At 68.7% G+C, this 19,250-nt stretch carries 15 protein-coding genes; 7 read left to right on the top strand and 8 right to left on the bottom strand.

Annotated elements, in window-relative coordinates; genetic code table 11:
* Positions 1-41: 41 nt before the first annotated feature.
* On the bottom strand, positions 42-269 hold the full coding sequence (locus tag ACYQ78_RS37370; RefSeq protein WP_459805719.1) for a hypothetical protein: 228 nt from the start codon (positions 267-269) through the stop codon (positions 42-44).
* The gene (locus ACYQ78_RS37375) at positions 266-583 is read right to left on the bottom strand and encodes an ArsR/SmtB family transcription factor (RefSeq protein WP_459805720.1); all 318 of its coding nucleotides are present in this window, start codon (positions 581-583) and stop codon (positions 266-268) included. The genes ACYQ78_RS37370 and ACYQ78_RS37375 overlap by 4 nt, the downstream gene beginning before the upstream one ends.
* Before the next feature lie 369 nt (positions 584-952).
* Here ACYQ78_RS37375 and ACYQ78_RS37380 point away from each other — a divergent pair, with 369 nt between their 5' ends.
* Entirely contained in the window at positions 953-2,590 is a 1,638-nt protein-coding gene (locus ACYQ78_RS37380) for an ABC-F family ATP-binding cassette domain-containing protein (protein ID WP_459805721.1), read from the top strand.
* Between the two features lie 537 nt (positions 2,591-3,127).
* On the opposite strand, the gene ACYQ78_RS37385 is transcribed toward ACYQ78_RS37380, so the two are convergent.
* Entirely contained in the window at positions 3,128-3,283 is a 156-nt protein-coding gene (locus ACYQ78_RS37385) for a hypothetical protein (protein WP_459805722.1), read from the bottom strand.
* Between the two features lie 281 nt (positions 3,284-3,564).
* Between ACYQ78_RS37385 and ACYQ78_RS37390 the strand changes: the two genes are divergently transcribed.
* Positions 3,565-4,029, top strand: a complete 465-nt coding sequence (locus ACYQ78_RS37390; protein WP_459805723.1) for a hypothetical protein — start codon at positions 3,565-3,567, stop codon at positions 4,027-4,029.
* On the opposite strand, the gene ACYQ78_RS37395 is transcribed toward ACYQ78_RS37390, so the two are convergent.
* Entirely contained in the window at positions 4,000-5,040 is a 1,041-nt protein-coding gene (locus ACYQ78_RS37395) for a DUF4365 domain-containing protein (RefSeq protein WP_459805724.1), read from the bottom strand. The two genes, ACYQ78_RS37390 and ACYQ78_RS37395, sit on opposite strands and share 30 nt — an antisense overlap.
* A 775-nt stretch (positions 5,041-5,815) precedes the next feature.
* On the opposite strand from ACYQ78_RS37395, the gene ACYQ78_RS37400 reads away from it, so the two are divergent.
* The 3 genes from ACYQ78_RS37400 to ACYQ78_RS37410 are packed head-to-tail and all read left to right on the top strand — an operon-like array spanning position 5,816 to position 9,993.
* On the top strand, positions 5,816-6,124 hold the full coding sequence (locus ACYQ78_RS37400) for a hypothetical protein (RefSeq protein WP_459805725.1): 309 nt from the start codon (positions 5,816-5,818) through the stop codon (positions 6,122-6,124).
* Positions 6,125-6,127: 3 nt separating this feature from the next.
* Positions 6,128-7,303 carry an FxsB family cyclophane-forming radical SAM/SPASM peptide maturase gene (locus tag ACYQ78_RS37405; protein ID WP_459805726.1) on the top strand — a complete coding sequence of 392 codons (1,176 nt, stop codon included), beginning with the start codon at positions 6,128-6,130 and terminating at the stop codon, positions 7,301-7,303.
* On the top strand, positions 7,303-9,993 hold the full coding sequence (locus tag ACYQ78_RS37410; RefSeq protein WP_459805727.1) for an aKG-HExxH-type peptide beta-hydroxylase: 2,691 nt from the start codon (positions 7,303-7,305) through the stop codon (positions 9,991-9,993). The genes ACYQ78_RS37405 and ACYQ78_RS37410 overlap by 1 nt, the downstream gene beginning before the upstream one ends.
* 26 nt (positions 9,994-10,019) lie before the next feature.
* Here the strand turns inward: ACYQ78_RS37410 and ACYQ78_RS37415 are convergent, their stop codons facing one another.
* On the bottom strand, positions 10,020-11,405 hold the full coding sequence (locus tag ACYQ78_RS37415) for an Ig-like domain-containing protein (RefSeq protein WP_459805728.1): 1,386 nt from the start codon (positions 11,403-11,405) through the stop codon (positions 10,020-10,022).
* 150 nt (positions 11,406-11,555) lie between these two features.
* Between ACYQ78_RS37415 and ACYQ78_RS37420 the strand changes: the two genes are divergently transcribed.
* Positions 11,556-11,912, top strand: a complete 357-nt coding sequence (locus ACYQ78_RS37420) for a hypothetical protein (protein WP_459805729.1) — start codon at positions 11,556-11,558, stop codon at positions 11,910-11,912.
* An 11-nt stretch (positions 11,913-11,923) separates the two neighbouring features.
* On the opposite strand, the gene ACYQ78_RS37425 is transcribed toward ACYQ78_RS37420, so the two are convergent.
* Positions 11,924-13,669, bottom strand: a complete 1,746-nt coding sequence (locus ACYQ78_RS37425) for a hypothetical protein (RefSeq protein WP_459805730.1) — start codon at positions 13,667-13,669, stop codon at positions 11,924-11,926.
* Positions 13,670-13,687: 18 nt separating this feature from the next.
* Positions 13,688-14,329, bottom strand: coding sequence for a TetR/AcrR family transcriptional regulator (locus tag ACYQ78_RS37430; RefSeq protein ID WP_459805731.1), 642 nt, complete (start codon positions 14,327-14,329; stop codon positions 13,688-13,690).
* A gap of 171 nt (positions 14,330-14,500) precedes the next feature.
* Between ACYQ78_RS37430 and ACYQ78_RS37435 the strand changes: the two genes are divergently transcribed.
* On the top strand, positions 14,501-15,910 hold the full coding sequence (locus ACYQ78_RS37435) for an MFS transporter (protein WP_459805732.1): 1,410 nt from the start codon (positions 14,501-14,503) through the stop codon (positions 15,908-15,910).
* A 3-nt stretch (positions 15,911-15,913) separates the two neighbouring features.
* On the opposite strand, the gene ACYQ78_RS37440 is transcribed toward ACYQ78_RS37435, so the two are convergent.
* The gene (locus ACYQ78_RS37440; RefSeq protein ID WP_459805733.1) at positions 15,914-19,234 is read right to left on the bottom strand and encodes a DUF4132 domain-containing protein; all 3,321 of its coding nucleotides are present in this window, start codon (positions 19,232-19,234) and stop codon (positions 15,914-15,916) included.
* Between the last annotated feature and the right edge of the window lie 16 nt (positions 19,235-19,250).

Below are 19,250 nucleotides of genomic sequence, written 5' to 3' on the forward strand. Positions count from 1 at the left end.
TTCGGCTCCGGGGGCGAGTTGGCGCTCGCCCCCGGAGGTTGTCAGCCGACGCTGCGCAGGAGTTGCTCCACCGCGGCCACCCGGTCGGTCAGCTCACCGAGCCTGGCGTGCATCTGCTCGGCCAGCTCCCGGTTCTTCGCCAGTTCCCCGGCCAGGACATCGGTGCGATGCCTCTCGAACCGGAAGTAGAAGGCGACGCACCCGGTGACGCCACCGACCAGAATCAGCATCACCGTGATGGGGATCACGATGGACCCGATATCGGTCACTGCGGTCCTTCCTCTTGGTCCGCGCGGAGAGCCGCGAGGACGGTGTCGGTCGTCAGGATGAGCTCGAAGGGCATGAGCTCGAGATACTTCATCGCCTTGCCGTCGGAGGCCAGCTCCAGGCGTCCCTCGACGAGGCCCGCCTTCTCCAGGCGTTCGAGGTGCATGTAGAGCAGCGCGCGGGACACCCCGATCCGTCGTGCCAGCTCACTGACGTGCACGCGGCCCGGGGCGAGCTCGGCGATGATCCTCAGCCGGATCGGATGACCGACCGCGGCCAGCACGGCCAGCAGCTCTTCACTGGTCAGCGTTTCCACCCTAGATACGTCTGGCTGACACCTGTCAGTTCAATATGACAGGTGGCGGCGCCGGGGGTCAAACCTGTGGGGCTCCCATCATTGGATTCGAGACTTGACCTGCTGATTCGCGGCGGCGTCAGCTGGTGATGGGCCCTCCGAGGATCGCTTTGCGATGGACTCGGTGGTTGGCCAGGTCGATCATGGTCGGCGGACCGGTATCGGCTTGCGATGGGGACAGGTGTCCGATGCCGCGGTGAGGCCGGGTCGTGTTGTGGTGCTGAAGGCGGCCTCCGGCTTGACTGATGTTGCTTTCGTCCCCGGGGTTGGGTGGTGGAGTCGCCGCCTAGGGCGGTCAACCGATGGATGGCCGCTACCATCGTTCACGACATGAGCGCAACAATCGTCGTGAAGGATCTCGCGGCCGGGCACGGGGAGCGGGTCCTGTTCTCGGGGCTCGACTTCGTCGTCGCCCCCGGCGACGTCATCGGGCTGGTCGGGGTCAACGGCGCGGGCAAGTCGACGCTGCTGCGTCTGCTCGCCGGCCTCGACGCACCCGAGCAGGGCGGTATCAGCCTCGCCCCGGCCACGGCGGTCGTCGGCCACCTGCCCCAGGAGCCGGAGCGCAGGCCGGGCGAGACCGTCGGCCTGTTCCTGGCCCGACGTACCGGCGTCGCACAGGCGCAGCGCGACCTCGACGCCGCCACGCAGGCGCTGGTGGAGGGGCTGCCGGGCGCCGAGGACGACTACAGCACGGGCCTGGAACGCTGGCTCTCGCTGGGTGGCGCGGACCTCGACGAGCGCGCCGCACAGGTGGCCGCCGACCTGGGCCTCACGATCGGCCTCGACCAGCCGATGACCTCGCTGTCCGGAGGCCAGGCGGCCCGTGCTGGGCTCGCCTCGTTGCTGCTGAGCCGCTACGACCTCTTCCTGCTCGACGAGCCGACCAACGACCTCGACCTCGACGGGCTCGACCGGTTGGAGAAGTTCGTGACCGGCCTGCGCCCGGGCACGGTCGTGGTCAGCCACGACCGCGAGTTCCTCGCCAGGACCGTCACCAGCGTGCTCGAGCTCGACCTGGCCCAACAGCAGGTTCGGCTGTACGGCGGCGGCTACCAGGCCTACCTTGCCGAGCGCGAGGTCGCGCGGACGCACGCCAGACAGCAGTACGAACAGTACGCCGACACCCGCGCCCAGTTGGAGGCGCGCGCCCGTACCCAGCGTGCGTGGATGGAAAAGGGCGTCAAGAACACGCGCCGCAAGATGAACGACAACGACAAGGTCGGGCGGAACGCCCGGACCGAGACGACCGAGAAGCAGGCAGCCAAGGCCCGGCAGACGGAGAGGCTGATCGAGCGGCTCGAAGTGGCGGAGGAACCGCGCAAGGAGTGGGAGCTGCGGATGGAGATCGCCGCCGCGCCCCGCGCCGGAGCGGTCGTCGCCACCCTGCGCGGGGCGTTGGCCCGCCGTGGCTCCTTCACACTCGGTCCTGTCGATCTGGAGATCGGCTGGGCCGAGCGGGTGGCCATCACCGGGGCCAACGGCGCGGGCAAGTCCACGTTGCTGGCCGCGCTGCTCGGCCGGCTCCCGCTGGAGGAGGGGCAGTCCTCGCTCGGCCCCGGCGTGGTGGTCGGAGAGGTCGACCAGGCCCGCGGACTCTTCCTGGGAGGCGAGCCGTTGCTGGACGCCTTCGGGGCGCTGGTCTCGCCGATGCCGCCCGCCGAGGTGCGTACGCTGCTGGCCAAGTTCGGGTTGAAGGCCGCACACGTGATGCGACCGGCCGCGACCCTGTCGCCTGGCGAGCGGACCCGGGCGGCTCTGGCGTTGTTGCAGGCCCGGGGCGTCAACCTCCTCGTGCTCGACGAGCCGACCAACCATCTCGACCTGCCCGCGATCGAGCAGCTGGAGTCGGCGCTCGCGCACTATCCAGGCACGCTGCTGCTGGTCACGCACGATCGGCGCATGCTCGAGGCGGTGCAGGTGAGCCGTCGCCTGCAGGTCGGTGCAGGGCGGGTCACGGAGATCTGAGTACGACACGTGCAGGAAATCGACCGCGACGATTTGCTCGTCGTGGGCGGTCAGAAACTGTTTCCGCGTCGGGCTGTCACGGCGCGGGGCAGGATCGATCCTGGCTCGGTTCAGGATGTTCCAGACGGTAGAAGCGGCGATCTTATGGCCGAGGCGGGTCGGCTCTGTACCTGCCGAAAGCTCCATCCGTGCAGTTCAAGCGGCATGTGAGTACTCGTGAAGGATTCCGCTGAGCCGGTCCCTCCAGCGTATGGTCAAGCTCGCGATCCGTTCTTGATCGATGATCGGATCCGGGACAGGACGCAGTAGGGCTGCCTGGGCGAGGGCTTGATGGGCGCGGTGCCGGTTGTAGAACTGTCGTAACCGCGCAGGGCATGCCGCAGGTGGTGTTCGTTCCAGAGTAGGCAGCGGTCGAGTAGTTCGCGGCGGCAGGACTGCACCGCCGTTTCATGATCGCGTTCATTTGTGGCACCCGGATACCGGCCTCAGCGAGGGTCCGGTCCGTGAGCGCGGGGAACTTGCCGTCCCGGTCGCGGATCAAGTAGCGGTCCCGGCGTACTCCAGATCCATGACCAGGTTCTCGAACGCTTGCGCAACCAAATGCGCGGTCGGGTGTGCGGTGGCGCCGAGCACCCGGATGCGTCTGGTGGCGTGGTAGATGACGGCCAGGACGTACTGACGCCGCCCATCCAAGGTGACGGTCTCGATGAAGTCAAACGCCAGTAGCGCCTGGCTTGGGAGCGCAGGAAGTCGGCCCAGGTGGTCGACCCCCGGTCGGGTGCCGGATCGACACCTTCCCGCTTGAGGATCTCCCAGATCGTGGATGGCGCGACCGTGATGCCAAGCATGGTGAGCCCGCCGTGGACCCTCCGATAGCCCCAGTGGCAGTCTCCCCGGGCCAGACGCAGGACGAGGGCGCGGATGGAAGGAATCGTGGACGGGCGCCCACGCCGCTTCGGCACGCAGGCACGAGTATGACCCCGTTTCACCAGATCGCGATGCCACCGCACGACAGTATCCGGCCGGACGAGGAGCCTCAGCCGGTGCAGAACATCGCGGGGAAGCGGCGCCAGGAGAGCGGCGAGGAACGCTCGATCCTCAGGAGCGAACCTCACCCGAGCACCGACGCCGAGTTGCCGTTCGAGATTGGTGAGCTGGTGACGCGGGGCGAGCATCTCGACGTCCTTGTCTCGATCGCCCAACGGCAGCAACCGCAGCGCCGCGAAAGTGTTCGTGACGGCCAGGCAGGCAAGGCGAAGAAGCATGACTGGTCATCCTGCCGCACTATTCCTCTTCAGAAATCGAAGGCCGCCTGCAAGGTCGTGACCTGGACGGATGAAATAATCGGCAGGCACAATGTCGGCGCCCATCTGGCGTGGCACAAGCCTCACGAAAACTTCTCCGGGCTCCTAACGTGGCGAGTCAAGGGCGCGGCTTAGCGCTTTGCGTCTCCGTCTATCTAGAGCTGCGCGCACATAATGAAAAATTGCAAGTTTGTATCCGAGGCCTGGCAGAAATACGCCAACAGTGATCCAAATTTGACCCCAAAAAACGTCGGGATCATGCTTGCCGTCACCGACAAGGAATGGATTCACATAGAAGTTGCACATGATGAGTGTGAAAATATAACCGGTAAATCTTGGTATACGCCTAGCCTTGAATTCGAAAAACATTATCAAGGCGAGGACATATGTGAACAGGTAGATGTTGCCTACCCAGATGACGGGGTCAAGTCCGGAGTAGGTTCGAACAAACCTGACCTGATATGGCCACTCCAGCGACATGATCATCCCAAGAATTAACAGCAGGAGATACTTGGGTGAGCGCCCGATCACATACTTGATCGATTTCTCGTGCTTAAGGGCGAGATCCGCAAAGGGCTCAAAGAGCGGGTTGGGCTCGTCCGGGATCGAGTCGCCTGGATTTTCCGATGACTCCGAGCGTCGGGCTTGCGCCGCGCCCTGCAGAACTTCCGGGACGGATGATCGGCGAACTCTCATGCCTTCGAGATCGATAAAGGCCTCGATTTCAGCAACGATGCCTCTCAACGAGGAATCCGACATTACATTTTCGCGAGGTATTGGAATCCAGGTAATATCCGCCCCGTACTCCTTGAGGAATTTCGTCAGATTTACCCAATATAGCTCCTTGTTGTCATTATCGTAAACCACGCCTATGACCGGAATTTTACTGTGCCTCCAATCGTGGGCGTGGTCCCCCAAAGGGATCGCATAACCATTTGCCCGTTTGTATTTTCGGCCACTCTTCACCTGAACTGCGATGACGTGCCCGGTTCTTCTTCCATGGCGCGTGAATATCACATAAAGATCTTCGCCGTGGTCGATGCCGCCGTCTATCTCCTGGACCAGATGATCCCGCTCTTCCAGAAGTGTTCGAAGGGCGTTGACTCCCGCACGTTCAATGCGACGAGTCGGCCGGATTCGCGCCATGTCGCCCCTCCCCAAGTAAACGATGCATCCGACCATACACGGCAATACCGACAGTTCTACCCCTGCCGTTTATGGTTGGGTTTAAGTCATTGATTTGCATTGCCCGAAAATCCTCCTTCCCGGCAGAGTTGGCCATGCCGGATTAAGATTGATCGAGCCCATGCTCGGTCCTGCCGCTAGCGCCTAAGCCCTCAAGCTTAGACAGCCATGTCCACATAGCCGTATTTCCGTAAAGCCAGGCCGGGTAGCGATTGCATGCTCGGCGGTTGCTCATTGGTACACGATACGGAGCGACACCGCACATCATCAGCAGCACTTCGACAGCGGCAAATCTGGCGGTCCAATGGAAATCGACATTCTGCGGCATTGGGCGACCGTAATGCCTCGAACTTTTATCCTTAGGTTCAAGGTTCGAATCCCTGGCGCCCTACCACTTATGACCCAAATTGACCGCCTCCGCCAGGCCATGTGCCAACATTTGCACATCCGACCCAGCTTCGCTACGTCTGATCAGAGACGTGGCCCGGCGGTAGGTACAAGAAGAAACTCTCAGGACGGACCTCACACAACAACGAAAAGGCCACAAGGCCTGCGTGGAATACCGCACGGACTGCCGTTATGGCGACAGCGAGGTTTTCCGTTTCCGTTCACCCCTTCGGTGGTGCGCAAGTGCGACTACTTCCACCCGGACACCGAAGGGCGGCGGAGCCTCTATCCAGCCGATGGAGTCGTCCGTTCAGGGTGGCCCGGGCTTGGGTTTTTCCGTACGATCGCGATGAACGTCGGGCTCGCATTCGAGGTGAAACGAATGGCCACGGACGAAAATGGCGGTAATGGACAACCCGAACCTCTGGACCTTCCCGAAATCGATTTACGGTCGGTCGACGAACTGGAGGGCACCGCGCTCGGGGTGATCCTCAACGAACTCTTCGGAGCCGATTTGGAGGCCACGGCGGAAAGCACCCGGCTGGGCCAGATTTTCAGTTCCCACAGCTCCTTCTTCTCTTTCAGTTCGTTCAGTTCCTTCAGCTCGTTCAGCATGCACAGCGCGCACAGCAGGCACAGCTCCTGGTCGGGGCGCTGACCGGTGGCCCCGGAGCCGCTCAAGTCGTTCATCTGCAAGGTCGCCTCCCGGTGCAACCTCGACTGTGACTACTGCTACGTCTACCGGCACGCCGACCAATCGTGGCGCGGGCAGCCGAGGCGGATGTCGATGGAGACCGCGGCCCTGCTCGGGGCGCGCATCAACGAGCATGCGGTGGCCCATGCGATGCCGCAGGTCGATTTCATCCTGCACGGCGGCGAGCCGCTCATGCTCGGCGTGAAATATCTGCGTGAATTGTGTGAGACGGTGACCCGGAACGCCCCTGACGTGAAAATCCGCTGGAACGGGCAGACCAACGGGACCACGTACACGACCGAGGTTCAGGATTTCTGCCGGGAATGGGAGATGTCGTTCGGCCTGAGCATCGACGGGCCGCGGGCGACCAACGACCGGCATCGACGCGATCACGCCGGGCGGTCGATGTTCGATCGGCTGGAAAACGGTCTGCGACTATTGAGCGCGCCGGACGGCCGTCATCTGTGGGGTGGAATTCTCGCGGTCATCGACCTGGCGAACGACCCGGTGGAGACGTATTCCTATTTCCGGTCGTTCAATCCGCCGTCCATCGATTTCCTGCTGCCGCTCGGCCATCACGACCTCCTCCCACCGGGTAAGGCGGGTGACCGGGGGGCCACTCCTTATGCCGACTGGCTGTTGCGGGTCTTCGACGTCTGGTATTCCGAGCGTCCGCAGCCGATTCGGCTGCGGCGTTTCCGCGACATCATCGCGCTCTATCTGGGGGCCAGCGACAGTTCGGAGGAGTGGGGGCTGCAGCCGGTCGACTTCGTGGTCGTGGAGACCGACGGCGACATCCAGGCCGTGGACACGCTGAAGGTCACCTATCCGGGGGCGTGCGACCTGGGCATGAACATCGCCACGCACAGCTTCGACGACGCGCTCACCTCGCCGATGGTGCTGGCGCGGCAGGAGAGCTGGAACACGCTGGGGCGGGTCTGCCGGTCCTGTGACCTGGTGCGGATCTGCGGCGGCGGCTACTTCCCGCAGCGCTACTCCCACGCCGACGGCTTCGCCAACCCGTCGGTCTACTGCGCCGACCTGATGAAACTCATCCGGACGGTGACCGGCCGGGTCCACGACGACCTGCTGCGGATCGCGGCGCCGGGAGAACGAGCCCCGGGCGAACGACAGGGAGCATGATGGACGCGCAGACGACGGCCTCGTTCGTGACCGCCACCGGATGGACGTCGGCGAACCGGGCGATCTTCACCGCCCGCTACTACCACACGCTCGTCGGCCTGAAGGAGCTCCGGAGGCGGCTCGGGGAGCAGGCTCCGGACGTCCTGGCCGAGTCGGGTTTCGCCGAGGGGCTCGACCTGCTCGCCGACCTGCCCGGTGACGTGCAGCGGCGGGTGCTGGGCCACCCGAGCGCGGGCTTCTGGGTCGACGTGGCGTGGAACCTGGTCGTCCGCCGGGCGGCCGAGCGGTTCCCCCGGGTCCATGTGCTGCCTCATCTGCGGGAGTTCGCCCGGTTCGCGGCGGGCGGGTCGGTGCTCGCGGGCACGGGGTCGGTCACCGGGACGGTCCGGGCCGATCACGCCGGGCGGGTGAGCCTGCCGGGCGCGCGGCTGAGTCTGGGGGGCGCGGAGCCGTACGCGCCGGTGACGCTGCGGGTGGCGGGCGGCCGGGTGGCGGGGTCGCCGCTGCGGGTGCCGAGGCTGGCGGCGGGGCCCGAGCTCAACTGGCTCGACGCCGATCTGCGGCTGGGCGGGCGGACCTCGTACACGTTCGCGGATCTCGACCCGGAACAGGCGCGGCACTGGCGCGCGGTGCTCGACCGGCACCTGGACACGGTCGGCACGGTCCGGCCCGAACTCGCCGAGGAGCTGTCCGGGGGACTGACCGCGATCGTGCCGATCGTGTCGCCCGACCCGGCGCTGCACGTCAGCGGCAGTTTCCACGAGGCCCCCGGGCTGATCGCCCTGTCGCTGGGACAGCCGATGGCCACCCTTGAGGCGCTCGTCCACGAATACGGTCACCAGAAGCTCTACGCGCTGCTCATCCTCGACCCCATGATCGTGGGCGACGCGGGCGAGGCCGTGCACTACTCGCCCTGGCGGACCGACCCCCGGCCGCTGAGCGGGCTGCTGCAGGCCGTCTACACGTTCGTGCAGGTCCTCGACTTCTACGCGGCCCTGCTCGGGGACGCCAACCCGTTCGGCCACGACGCCGTCGTCGAACGCGCCTACCAGGTCGGACGTCAGGTCGAGACCGGCCTGGACGTCCTGACCGCCGCCACCTTCTCCCCCGCAGGTCAGGTCCTGGTCGCCACCATGCGCGCGCGTCTCGACGAGGTGCGCGCCGCCCTGCCGAGCCCCCCGCGCGAGACCCGCGAACGGATCGACGCCGCCTGCGCGGACCACCGCGCCAGCCACACCCGGACCCGGACGGCACACCCGGAGCCGCCGGCGGAGGGCGACCCCGCCACCATGGCCGCGCTGGGACTGCCGCCCGACTGGACCCTGGACGCCGTCCTCGGCCGCTGGTACGCGGGAGACTCCCTCCTGGACGCCGTCCGCGCCGCCCCTCCCGACCTGGTGCTGCCACCGGGTGACTCCCTGGTCGCCGACCTCGCCGCCGCCCACCTCGCCTACGTCCGCGACGACTATCCGGCCGCCGCCGACGGATACGCCGCCTGCGTCCGGCGCAGCCCCCACACCCCCTATTTCCGGCAGTGCCACGCCTTCGCGCTGCGCCACCTGGGCCGCTACGACGAGGCGTTGTACGAACTCGCCAACACTCCCCTCCTGATGGAGACCGGTGAGCCGGCCACCGGCCGGACGTTACGGATCACCGTGCCGGGACGGGAACCGGCCGAGCCCGCCGAGACCGGGCCGACCTCGGGCTTCGTCCACCCCATGGTCGGCGCGGCGACCGCCCGGGAGCTGTGGACGAGCCGCTACCGCGACATGGTCGCCGCCACCGGCGGCGCGCAGCTTCCCACGCTGATCGCGGTCGCGGCGGGCCTCAAACCGGCGATGGACGTGTGGGTCCCGGCCGCGGGCTGGCAGAGGTTCCTGCGCGCGGTCGGCGATCTGGGTCTGATGTACCACGTCGACGCGTGCTTCGACCGGGCGTCACCGCAGATCGCCCAGGTCCCGGCCACCCAGCTCACCACCACGCGGGCGGCGCTGGCCACCACCCTGCGCCCCGGCACCGAGGCCCACGTGTTCCTGGCCCGTGACCGGGACGCCCTCGACCGGGTGGTCGCCGTGGGCTGGTATCCGCTGATCATCGACGGCGTCGTGGTCAACAAGCACCGCGCCGACCACGACAAGTTCGGCGACGCCCTCGGCTACCCGCCGTGCTGTCAGGACTTCTTCCGCCGCCGCAACAACTGGAACGACGACAACACCTACTACGCCGCCCTGCTCGCCACCGAGGGCGACCCGTCGCCGCTGTGCAACCCGTTCCTGCGGCACACCGCCTTCGGCCTGGTGCCGTACATGCCCTGCTCCTACGCCTGTCCGGCCACGATCCGCTACGCCACCCGGCTGAGCGAGGTGATCGCGGCCGAACTCCCCGGCTACCTGGAGGCGGTGAACCGGGCGCTGCGCAAGACCGTCCTGTGCGTCTCCGAACTTCGCATGTACGGGTTCGAGGGCGAGAAGGTCACGCCCGGCGGCGTGCGTTACGACGGGGTCGAATCCCTCTACCGGGTCGAGGCCGAAGACCCGCTGCTCGGCCTGCTGGGCGCGGGCGACCGGTGCGTCGTCGACGGCGAGGTGCTGCTCGTCTACCAGGGCGACGACTTCGTGGGCGGCTACCCGACCCGGGGTGACCGGCACGGCCCGGAGTGCCCTTTCGTCATCTCGTTCGACGGGCACTGAAGGGACGGCCGGTCACCGGTGATCGGCTACCGCATCGGCCGGCAGGGCGGGGTCTGGAAGACCACGCCGTCGAGGAAGTTGCCGAACGCGCCGCCGCCCGCGGACGAGACGGCCTGGAAGGAGAACCGGGTCGTGGTCTGACCGGCCGGAACCGTGTAGGTGCCGGTGTACTGACGCCACGCGGTGTTGTCGGTGGAGATGTTCGGCGAGGCCGCGCCGGTCGGGATCTGCGCCACGGTCGCGCCGGGAGCACCGATGAGCACCTGCATGACGTCGGTGCCCGCGCGGCCCCGGTGCCAGATCGACCAGCTCATGACGGTGCCGGGCACGGTCGGCACGTCCTGGTAGAGCGTGGACGGCTCGGTGGCGTTGAGCTCGGCGAACTGGTCGCCGTCGGCCGAGGGCACGCCCTGGAATCCGGTGCGCCAGATCTCCAGGAACCCGTCGGAGGCGGTGGTGCGCCATCCGGCGGGCGGGTTGGTGGACGCGTCGGGGATGTCCCAGCGGGCCGAGGCGACAACCGGCGACTCGAAGCTGCTGTTGGCCAGGCCGATCGGGTTGCTGACACAGGTGACCACGACGGTCACGGTCGCGGTGCTGGTGCCGCACGGCGTGGTGATCGTGTAGGTGAAGGTGTCGGTGCCGCTCAGGCCCGCCGGCGGCGTGTAGACGACGCCGTTGCCGGAGATCGTCGCGGTGCCGTGGGCGGGCTTGCCGACGGCGGTGATCGTCGCGCCGGAGCCGGTGTCGTTGGCCAGGACCGGGATGGTGACCGCGTTGTCCTGGAGGGTGGTGGCCGAGTCGTTGACGGCCGTGGTCGGCGAGATCGACTGGCCGTTCACGATCTGGATCGGCGGGGCCGGGGCGTTGCCGCCGAGCTGGCCCGGGGCGGCGATGACGCTGCTGATGCCGCTCGGGCGGATGGTCATGCTCCGGCCGACGGTACCCGGCTTGACGCGGAAGGTGATGACCTTCGGCGCCGGGTCGGTCTTGCTGCCGGTCGACGGGATGGTCAGGGTGTTGCCGTTGATGGTGCCCGCACCCGACTGGCTGACGATGTCGGCGTTGGCGACCAGCGAGGAGACGTCCCAGGTGGTGGTGTAGCTGCGCACCAGCGCCGGCCACCTGGCGGTGCTGTGGGCCAGGCGCAGGGTGAAGGTCGAGCCGGGCACGACCTGGCCGCCCCACAACGCGGGGGTGGTGTCGACCGCCACGTTGCCGTTGCCCAGGCGCATGCCGATGACGTTCTTCCAGTAGTACTCCACCGGGTAGTTCGCCTGGCCCTGCCGTACACACGAGGTCACGGTGTTCTTCTCGCCGGGGCTCGCCGTGGCGGCCATGACCGGCGTCGCCGACGCGGTCGCAAGGGTGATCAAGGCTGCGGCGAGGGCGGACTTACGCCGTTGTGACATCACACGAAGCTCCGTTCCGATAGATCAACTCGGCCCGGACGCTACTAGAAGTGATCATGAAATCACGGCTGGCGACATCTCGGCGATCTCCGTATCGCACCGGGTCAAGCATGATCACCGGGACGGCCGGCACGCTGCTGGGCCCGTGCGGTGTCGGGACACGATCCGGCCGGCGAGGCGGCGCGGGCCGAGGAGACCGTCGCCGCCTGGATGACCGACCCGCCGCTGTCCGGCCTGGCCACCTGGACCGCCCTGCTCGCGGAGATGTGGCTGGAGGCGGGCCGCCCTGACGAGGCCGCCGAGGTGCTCGACCGGGCCGACCACTATTTCGAGGCCTATGGTGAGCGCTACCAGGAAGGGCTGCGCGCCCGCCTGCTCCAGGCGCGCGGCGCTACCGAGACGGACGTCCGGGCCGCCCTCGAACGGGTCAGGACGCGATCACTCGAACGGGAGGCACACCTGTTCGTCCAGCGCGCCGATCGGTGGCTGGGACGTCTGCGGCGGTAGAGCGGCTCTGATCATTCTTCGCCGAGCAGCCCGGCGGCACGCAGCGACATCGTCAGCTGTTCCTCCACGAGATCGCCCGCTTGGGGCGCTTTGACGGTCCCGTCCGCGTGGGGGTGCAGGCCGAGCAGAGCCGTCTGAAGCGGGTCGGCCAGCTGCGGCAGGTCGTCGATGGCGCCCCGCAGGTGGTCGGACGCCACGGTGAGGACGGCCGTGCCCCACCGCTCGACCGCGTGCTCGCTCAGGTCGATGGCCTCCTTGCCGTGATCGTCGATGAGTACGCCGTCCTCCGCCAGGCTGTCGAGCAGGCCCTCAAGTTGGGGCTTGCCATCGGCCAGCCGGATCTGGCGGGTGACCGGATCGTAGGCCGCGCTCAGGCAGTGTGCGCCTCGGCGCACCAGCAGCTCTTCGATGCCGCCTTCCCAGGTCGATCGCTCCAGCTCGGTCCACCCGGCGCCGGACAGCACGACTTCCAGGCAGTCCATGACGGGGTCGGAGTAGTGATCGACGCCGTGGGTCCCGTACATCCGCTCGTGGATCTCTCCGGCCGGACCGCCGACCTGGTCGGCGAGGCTCGCCACCTCGCCGATGGAGACGATCGAGGCGAGGAGCGCGGCGGCCTCCGGGAACTCGGTCTCGGGGCAGCCGTCACCGTGACACCAGCCTGCTCCCGGGCACGAAAGGATCACCCGATGCACCGAGGCGACCGTGTCCGTTCCGTCGGCGGCGCGGGTGATGCACAGGAGGTAGCCGTGCAGGGGGCTGGGGCGGTCCGTCAGTCCTTCGATGCCGTTGAGGGCGGCGCCGTAGACGTACACGATCAAGCCGCTCTGATTCTGGCCCGCCCAGCCGGCTACGGCTGCTCGTGCGGTGGCCAGTATGGGCACGTCGAAGCTCGGGTCCCAGGCGTTCAAGCGCCAGCGAGGGCTGAACCGCCAGTCGCCCGACGACTCCAGGGCCAGGGCGAGCGTCTCATCGTGCGGGTGGACGTCATCCGTGACCGTCAGGCCTCCGAGGGTCGCCGAGGTGGCCAGGAGTTCGCTGGCCACTCCCGTGTCCTGGGCGGCGGACAGCGCCTTCACCTGCTCGGGTAACCACCGGCCCAGGCCTTCGGGGATCAGCGCCTCGTTGGCCTGGGCGTCGATCAGCACGACTCTTCCCGGGCCCGTCTCACCGGTGATGCCCAGGAACGTGTAGAGGGCCGCCTCCCATTCTCCGATCCCGCCGGGCGGCATGGACAGTTCCGGCCGCTCCCCGTCCTCGGCGGGCAGGAGAACCTTTACGTCGCTGAGTTCGGCGAGAGCGCTGATCGTGAGCGGCCGTTCAGGCCGGATCTCCGCCGGATCGGGGCGCGGCACCGGGATCGGTTCACCGTGCCGGTCCACGCGCGGAATCCATTCAGGGCGCCGTTCCTGCCGCCATCGGATCAGTTCCGCCTGATCCACCAGATCGTCCTTGGACGGCTGCGAGCGGAGAAAGCCGCCGACCGCGGGCCGCACGATGGCTTCCAGATCGGATTTGCGAAGATCCGCCGGGCGCTCCGGTACGTCGATGAACAACTCGGGTTCGACCAGCTGCGTCAGACGGGCCTGGATCGCGGCGGCGAACTTGGCGGTGAAGTCACCCTTCGTCGATTCGAACGCCTCTCTGACCGGTTCCAGATCGGCGCCGTCTTCCAGAAGGCACTCCATCATCGACAGCAGCACATCGTTCCGGCCGTATGCGCTCAGCATGAGCATGACGATAACGGCCGAAGTCACCACAGAAAGGGTGATCGGCTATGCAGGCCCCCTGGAGCCCGCGGGCGCGAGCAGGGATCGCACCAGGTCGGTCAGCGGCCCCCGGATCTCCTCCTCCGTCGCCGTGGCGAGCGGCTCGACGCCGACCGACGCGCGTACCAGCGCGATGCCGAGCGCGGTGGCCAAGACCATCTGGGCCCGCAGCAGGGCGTCGTCGCCGGGCGGGCGGGGCGATCCTGCGGCGACGGTGAGGCGTTCGCTGAGGGCCAGCAGGGCGTCGCGGCGCACCGAGTCGACGCGTTCGTCGCCGCTGGTGCGGAGCAGGAGGAGCATGCCGTCGAGGAGGGCGGGCTCGTCGGCGGGGGCGGTGAGGCGGCGGGCGATCTTGGCGGCCACCTCGGACAGCGAGGCGTCGGAGGTGTCGTGGCGCAGGTCGGTGACGGCGTCGTCGAGGCAGGCCTGGAACAGGCCCTCCTTCGAGGTGAAGTAGCGGTTGATGAGGGCGACGTTGACCCCGGCGCCGTCGGCGATGTCGCGGACGGTGGTCGTCGAGTATCCGTAGCGGGCGAACCGGTGGCGCGCCTCGCCGAGCAGGCATCGGCGGGTCTGGGCGGCATCGCGGCGGTGGCGCGGGGCGGCGGGCTCGCCGCAATCCGCCTGCTGCTCCTGGCCGTGGTCCACCCGTCCGCTCCTTCGGTCGTCGTCGCAGCGTAACTCTCGTGTCGCCCGATGTAAACAATCATTGACTTGTGCCCGGGGCGGCGCCGGGTGTGATGTAAGCAACTGTTGACTTGTGGCCCGAGCAGCCAATAAAAAAGTAAACAGACGTTTACAACCAAGGCTGAGGATGTCATGACCCAGACGATCGAGACCGTCCCGGACGCGCCTGAGCGCTCGGGCAACGGGCTGCTCGTGCTCTATCTCGCGCTCGGCGGCCTGGCCTTCGCGGTGCTGCAATCCCTGGTGTCGCCGGCGCTGACGGTCATCGGCCGCGACCTGGAGGTGACGACCGCCGACGCCAGCTGGATCATCACCGCCTACCTGCTGTCGGCGTCGGTGCTGACGCCGATCCTCGGCCGCCTCGGCGACATGGTCGGCAAGCGCAGGGTGCTCATCGCGGTGCTGTCGATCATGGCGGCCGGCACCCTGCTGGCCGCGCTCGCGCCGAACCTGATCGTGCTCATCGCGGCCCGGGTCCTGCAGGGCGCGGCGGGTGCGATCCTGCCGCTGTCGCTGGGCATGGTCCGCGACGAGATGCCGCGGGAGAAGGTCCCGACCACGGTCGCCATGCTGTCGGCGATCAGCGGTGTCGGCGCCGGTGTCGGCATCGTCGCCGCCGGGCCGATCGTGGAGCACCTGTCGTGGCACTGGCTGTTCTGGCTGCCCCTCGCGGTGGTCGTCATCGCCCTGCTCGGCGCGATCTTCGGCATGAAGGAGTCGCCCGTACGGACCCCCGGCAGACTCGACATGCTCGGCGCCGTCATCCTGGCCGTGTCGCTCGTCTCGCTGCTGCTGGCCATCAGCAAGGGCCAGACGTGGGGCTGGGGCGACCCCCTGACGATCGGCCTGCTGGTGCTCGGCGTCGTCGCGCTGGTGGTGTTCGTCCTGTTCGAGGCGCGGGTGCGGGAACCCCTGGTCGACATGCGCCTGATGCGGATCCGCGGCGTCTGGGCCACCGACCTGGTCGCCCTCATCATGGGCTTCGCCATGTTCGGCACCTTCCTGCTCGTGCCCACCCTGCTGCAGCTCCCGCCGGCCCTCGGCTACGGCTTCGGCAAGTCGGTCTCCCAGGTCGGCCTGCTGCTGCTCCCGACGGTCGCCTCCATGGTCGTGTTCGGCCCGCTGGCCGGCGTCCTGATCCGCCGCTTCGGCCCGAAGCCGCCGCTGTTCATCGGTGCCGTCCTCGTCGCGGCCGCGTTCGGGCTGCCCGCGCTCGGCCACAGTGAGCTGTGGCAGCTGATCGCCTCCGGTGTGCTGACCGGCGCCGGCATCGGCTTCTCCTTCGCGTCGATGGCCAACGCCATCATCGAGGCGGTCCCCGCGACGCAGACCGGCGAGGCCACCGGCGTCAACGCCATCGCCCGCACGATCGGCAGCAGCGTCGGCACCGCCGTCATCGCCGCCCTGATCACCTCCAACAGCACCCCGCAGGGCCTGCCGACCGACGACGCGTTCACCATCGGCTTCTGGGTCTGCGCGGGCGTCGGCCTCCTGGGACTCGTCGGCGCCCTGATGCTGCCCTCGACCCGGCGGCGCGCATGACCCTTATCGGACGGAGTGGAGTTCGCGAAGAATCTCGGAGGCGGTGATCGGGTCGAGGCCGTCGAAGTGGCCCTCTTCGACCATCACGATCTGTTCCTCCTCCATGTCGAGGTAGCCGATGGCGACACCCGGATCGAGGCCGATGGTGACGACCCCGCCGCCCGGCACGTCGCGTTCGATCCACCCCTGCCAGCCGCCGTCCTGAGGCGCACCCCGCCGCCAGCCGCGCCGTTCCAGGCCGATCACCCGGCCGGTCGGGATCCGGGTGAAGGCGGCGCCGTCGACGGCGGCGGGGTCGTAGACGTCGCGGCCGAGCTGCGGGAACGGCTGGATGATCTCGTAGTCGGCGAACACCTCGGCCCACGTGCTCAGGGTCTCGCCCAGTTCCAGGGGGTGGACGATCCCGACGGTCACGCCGGCGGGGAGGGTCAGTGTCTCGTCGCCGGCGTCGGCGAAACCGCGGTCTTCGGCGACCCGGAGCGTGCCCACCAGCGTGTCGTCGGAGTAGTAGCCCCAGACCAGGCGGCGCGTGATGTGCCACAGCAGGGGGTGGCCGACGAACAGGCGGGTGAACTCCTCGACGGTCCATCGGCGCCGATGGGCCATCGCCCGCTCCAGGCGGTGGATGGTGTCGGCGGCGACGGTGCGGACGTCCTTCTTCAGGCCGGTGAAGCGCTGGTGGGCGGCGGGGGCGAGCTCCGCGTCGTCTTTGACGCCCGGCTTGGGGAGGTTCTTCAGCCGTTTGCCCGCCGAGTCGGCGACGTAGGGCGTGAGCCGTTCGTCGAAGCCGACGACGAACTTCCGGGGGCCGTAGTCGAGGGTCAGGCTGCCGTCGGCGGCGAGGCCGAAGTCGGGGACGAGCCGGTCGGCCAATTCCTGGGACGACAGGCCTAGCCGCGCGGCGACCTCGGACATCCGGTGCCGGGCCTGGTTCTTCAACCCGGCGAACCTGACCTTCTCGGCGATCCCGTGGAGGTGCATCAGCGCGACCTCGCTCCCGATCCCGGCCAGGACGTCCAGGCCGGTGGCCGCGCGCTGGTGGGCGCTCTCGCCGGGCCAGGCGCGGATCAAGGGCGCCAGTCTCCGGGCGGTCTCGTCGTCGCCGATCAGGGCGAGCGCGTCCATCATCCAGCCCTCCTTGGACGGATGACCGGCCGCCTGCCAGCGCTGGAACAGCGCCCAGCCGAAGTCGGCGAGGCCGCGTGCGTCGCAGGCCGCCTTGACCGGGGCGAGCCCGGCGTAGGGGGCGCCGGGACGGGAGATCGCCAGCATCGTCAGCACGTGGCGGGCCGCCTCGACCGGGAGCGCCCCGGCACCACCGCGCAACGGGATCGGTGTCAGGACCGAGGGGTCGGCCCACTCGGGTAACACCGGCATCCTGGTCGGCAGCGCGTCGAGCGGGCCGACGGCGAGGAGATCCGCGATCGCCGCCTCGGCGGCCGGACCGTGATCCGCCGCCGCCCTGGTCACGGCGTCGCGGTCGCCGTTCGTGGCCAGCGCCGACAGCGCCTGCTCGGCCTGACGGCGGGCCGGGCCGGGCTTGCCCAGCGCCGGAGGGACCAGCGCGCGGGCGGCGGCGTCGGGGTGCCGGGTCAGCCAGGCCAGCGCGGTCGCCCGCACCGACTTCAGGCGGGTCAGCCACTCGGCCATCAGCACGGCGATCTCGGGAGTGGCCAGCGGGAGCAGCGCGTGGGCGACCAGGCCCGGTTTCCGCCTGGCGAGGGGGACCACGAGGGGGAGGGCGGCGAGTTCGAACCGGGCGACCACGGCCCGCATCCAGTCGGAGGCGGAGTACAGGTGGGCGGGGCTCCACGTGCCGAGGAGTGTCCGGGCCAGGTCCTCCGGCCCGCACAGGAAGAAGGACAGCTCGTCGGCCCAGCCGTTCCGGTTCTCACCCCTGGCGAGGTTGGCGGCGATCTTCTTCCACCTCAGCTCCCTGCCCATGACCCAGTCGGGTGCCATGGACCGCCACGCCTCCCGCTCCCCCGGACCCCACACCACGGCGGGCTCGTCGACACATGTCAGATCACCGATCACCACCTGCTCGCGGGCCTTCTTCGGCCGCGTCCACGGCGGATTGACCAGCACCTCGGGCAGGGCCGCGGCCGGCGCCGCCGGGATGGCCGCGGTGGTCTCGATCGCGACGATCCGGTGCGCGGCGGCGCCGCCCACCTCGCGTACCACCTCGTCGACCAGCTCGGGGTGGGCCAGCACATGGGCGCGGAGCAGGTCGCCCACGGCCTTGCCGCCCGCCTCGGCCAGCATCCGCATCGCCCTGCGTGGCCACCGGGCCGCCGCCCGCAGGAGCGCCGGGCGGCCGTGCCTGCGGCCGACCCGGTCGATCAGCGCCCGCATCGCGGTGTCGTAGGGCAGTTCGGCGAGCATCATCAGCAGCCGCCGCTCGTGGTCGGTGCGCTGAGGGGTGTCGGCCCAGGAGGTCAGCACCGGGACGGCCTCCTCGCCCATGGCGTCGACGACCGTGGCCGGCAGGCTCAGGGAGCCGGTCACCCAGAAGAGGTGGAACCGGCCCGCGATCATGGCCGCCTGGGCGGGGGTGCCGATCGCGGCGACCAACCCCAGCGCGAGCCCCGAACCGAGACCGACCGCCTCCTCGCAGTCGGCCTCCACCCAGTCGGCCTCGGTCGGCGCCAGGTAGGAGGCGGCGATCCGATGCTGCGGCTCGCCCCGGCGGCATCGGGCCAGCGCGGCCACCACTTCGGCGTGGTCGGCGTCGGACGCCGTGGCGACGGCGGTGCGGATCCGGCGGAGGAGCTCGATCCGGTTCCCGCCCCACCAGTGGTTGCCGCCCTCCGCCCCGGGCAGCCGGTTCACCGGCAGGGGGTATTCATCGCTGGCGTGGTAGTGGTGGCGGTCCCCGAGTCTCAGCGAGTTCAGCTCGGCCCCCGCCACCGCCGCGAACGCGAGACCGCGCTCGGCCAGCCAGACGTCGGCGAACGCGGTCAGCGTCGCCGCATCGCTCCCGCCGCGACACTTGGTCACCACCTCGACGACCGCCGCCGCCCCCAGCGGAGTGGCCGCCCGGTCTCCCGCCAGATAGGCCGCGCCTTCCGCGGCGATGTCCGGGTCGGAGCAGAGGGCGAGGCAGGCGAGGATCGTCTCCCGATGCGTGGCCAGCGTGGCGGCGACCGTCGCCGCCGCGGCCGGGTCGGCCTTGGGCGCGGGCACTTTCACCCCACCCCGGCGCGGATGGAGGACGCGCACCCAGGCCCCCGGCATCGTGAAGGCATCCTCCGGAACGTCGTCGGTGTGGCCCTTGCGCAGTTTCTCGGCGCCGACGAAGGTCGGCTTCCGTTCCGTGGTCATGCCGGTACCTCGCAGG

This window comes from Herbidospora sp. RD11066 (assembly GCF_054661255.1).